This window comes from Picosynechococcus sp. NKBG042902 (assembly GCF_963864045.1).
Classification (GTDB): domain Bacteria; phylum Cyanobacteriota; class Cyanobacteriia; order Cyanobacteriales; family MRBY01; genus MRBY01.
Genome location: NZ_CAWLTV010000019.1, coordinates 1 through 2,300, shown reverse-complemented (window position 1 = coordinate 2,300; position 2,300 = coordinate 1). Strand labels below are relative to the sequence as shown.

Genomic DNA, 2,300 nt, shown 5'->3' with positions numbered 1-2,300 from the left:
AAAGATTTTCTTCTTCTCTTTAAATAATTTCTTATTGAACAATGAAGATGCTCAAAACGTTCAGCTAAGTCATCACCATTCTTGATAGTCAAAGTAACCAGATATGGCTGTAGATGAGGATGACTTTCTTGAATTATCTCCAATCTTTCCAAATATGCTTGAAGAAATTTTGAAGCTCGTCTAATAGCACAAAGAGGACAGAGTAAGTGGGACTTACAGAAACTAGCTGAAGTCAGTTTAATTTGATTGACAGTGTAGTAATTGCGAAAAATCAGGAAATTTCCACAATTTTGAATTCTAAGAATCAGAGAGTCAAGACGGTCTCTGTCCAGGACGTCGGCAGACTTAGCACAAGACTTTATAAAATTGAGTTGTGTAAGTGCTCTTGACCTAGCCCGCCCGTACCGTTCGATGCGAGCAGGCATGGATTCTGAAGCACCGTCCAAACTCTCGACAAAACTCTTATCCTCGGAAGCGGTCAAACTATTGAGTGGTAAGGGTTTTGTCCTTTTTGAGTAGGACATGAGGGGTCACTTTAGTTCTATGTATCAAGTAATAGGTGTTTTTTGGCTGCTGACACGCGGTTTTGAACCCTTGGGGATGAAGTAGGCGATCGCCTTACCAGTGGCCATCACGCCGACGGGAATCACGATGTTTTGCCCCTCCAATCCAGAGAACAGACCAGCATCACAGCTAAGGGTAAGCAATTCCTTGCGGTATTCCCCGTTTTTAAGGGCGATATCCCCCATGATTTGAATCTTGGCTTGTCCCCCGTACTCAGTGCCATCTTTGAGCGTGCCTTTGGGGGCTTGGAAGCAATTAATAACTTGGCCTTGTAGATACAGCATTATTTAAGCCTCCAGAGGTTCAGACAGACCCAATAAGTTAAGTTGACGGTTATGTAAGGCTTCAGCAAACTCGTCAAGAAGCTGTGGGTCATCTGACTCAAGCTTTTCAGCATAGGTTTGCCAAGCAAGTTCAATCATCATTAAGACAACTTGGGACTGAGATATGTCACTGCGTTCAGCAAGCTCCTCCACTAGAGAACAAGAGAAGACGTCTAAATTCACAGATAGACGGCGGCCAGCAAAACGAGAGGAACTTTTTAGAGAACCCTTAGTAGCAGCCCTTAAAAGGTCGTAAGTAGATGGTTCAGCAGAAAAATTACTTTTCATGATTATTATTTGAATCGCTGAAAGATTTGTTTCTCACATCATACTCTATGTTTAGCTCCACCGAACGACCTTGACTCACTGTGCTGTTCACGACTGCGGGACAAGCGAAGATAGCGAGAGACTGAAAACAAAAGCTTTCTGTCGCTTGTCCTTTCGCAGGGTGGCACAGTGGTCAAGGCTTCCCTACGGCGTTCTAGTTGTAAGGGACTTCACTCAGAAAAGCTCAAGACTGCATCAGCCTATAGTCTTATAATATAAGCTTTTTAGAATATCTGTAACAAATAATCAAAGTATCTGTTAGAATAGTTGTAACAGTTATTCAAAGAGGTATTTTTTATGGGTAGAGGTGGAAAACGAAAGGGAGCTGGTAGACCTAAAAGCAATAAACCCTCAGCGACGGTAGTCAAGAGGGTATCGCGTGATATTGCAGATAAAATAGACTCTATAGAAAATCTGTTACAGGTAATCAAAGATTGGGACGAGAAAATTCAACAGGCAAGTAGCAGCTCACCACGATGGCAAAAAGCCAGGGAATTCATGGAAGATATTCAAGCTTCTTTAGATAATTGATGGCCCGCCTGGCGCTTCGCTTTTTCCAGGCGGGAGCTGGTGTTATTATCTGCCAGATTAAGATCAACTTCAGAATCGCATTCAGAATCATTAATCTCAGCGAGATTATAAAAAGATCCCATAAATTTATAGAAAAGCTCAATGTAGGGTAAATCTGCCAGTGGGTCATCTAGGAGATTTTCAGGAATTTTAACCCCACGAAATAAACCAAAACTAGAAACTAGACGGCGGCCACGGAGAATCTCATAAGCCAACCAATTATCACTAGGACTTAGTTTAGAAAATTTGAGAGCATATTTAAAAACTTCGACAAATCCTTTAATCCCTTCAATAGGACGACAGTCAACAATAAAACTATCCCCTGTTATCTCTTTCCATTCCTGACTCAATAAACTTTTCTTCGGTTTACTTTTATCAAAGTCTATTGGATTTTTTGGATCTATAAGTAGCATCATATGAACGTGAGGATGCCAGCCCTGCTTACTTTTCGTAAACTCATAGGACATCACTCCGCCCTCGGCTTTGGATAATTCACAGTATCCATTATTTCTAGTT

4 protein-coding genes are annotated in these 2,300 nt (G+C 41.4%); all 4 read right to left on the bottom strand.

Annotated elements, in window-relative coordinates; genetic code table 11:
* Positions 1 to 425: protein rep (locus AACR41_RS16480; protein ID WP_161768761.1), on the bottom strand; the 425-nt coding region annotated here is incomplete at its 3' end.
* Positions 426 to 548: 123 nt separating this feature from the next.
* The gene (locus AACR41_RS00135) at positions 549 to 848 is read right to left on the bottom strand and encodes a hypothetical protein (RefSeq protein WP_030008344.1); all 300 of its coding nucleotides are present in this window, start codon (positions 846 to 848) and stop codon (positions 549 to 551) included.
* 3 nt (positions 849 to 851) lie between these two features.
* Positions 852 to 1,175 (bottom strand): hypothetical protein, encoded by a 324-nt coding sequence (locus AACR41_RS00130; protein WP_030008343.1) that lies wholly within the window; start codon positions 1,173 to 1,175, stop codon positions 852 to 854.
* A gap of 548 nt (positions 1,176 to 1,723) precedes the next feature.
* A partial coding sequence (locus AACR41_RS00125; RefSeq protein WP_216627678.1) for a protein rep occupies positions 1,724 to 2,300 on the bottom strand: 577 nt, incomplete at its 5' end.